Genomic DNA, 307 nt, shown 5'->3' with positions numbered 1-307 from the left:
ACCGCGCAGCCATGTGGGAACACATGGAGCGAGTTGCACACATGCTGGTCAACACTCCCGATCAGTTCTAAAATTGTTGGCCGACCTTTCCGTCGAGGCGTTATCAGTCCTCGCAGTGGGATCCTTCGTCGCTGGCCTGATTGATGCCATCGTCGGCGGCGGTGGTCTCGTCCTCATCCCCCTCATTTTGATCATCGCACCCGCGACCCCCGAAGCCTCGGCAATGGCGGCAAACAAGTTGGCGGCGGTTTTCGGCACCTCATCGGCCGCAGCACGTATGCTCCGCGCATCCGATGTGCGCCAGAAG

1 protein-coding gene is annotated in these 307 nt (G+C 60.3%); it reads left to right on the top strand.

Going from position 1 to position 307, the window contains the following annotated elements; genetic code table 11:
* Window positions 1-115: 115 nt before the first annotated feature.
* Window positions 116-307, top strand: a 192-nt coding sequence (locus tag CYJ76_RS11980) for a TSUP family transporter (RefSeq protein ID WP_238138250.1), incomplete at its 3' end; no start/stop codon positions are given.

The organism is Kytococcus schroeteri (genome assembly GCF_002847825.1).
Classification (GTDB): Bacteria; Actinomycetota; Actinomycetes; order Actinomycetales; family Dermatophilaceae; genus Kytococcus; species Kytococcus schroeteri.
The sequence above is the reverse complement of the archived record's forward strand: the minus strand, read 5'-3'. Positions and strand labels throughout refer to the sequence as shown.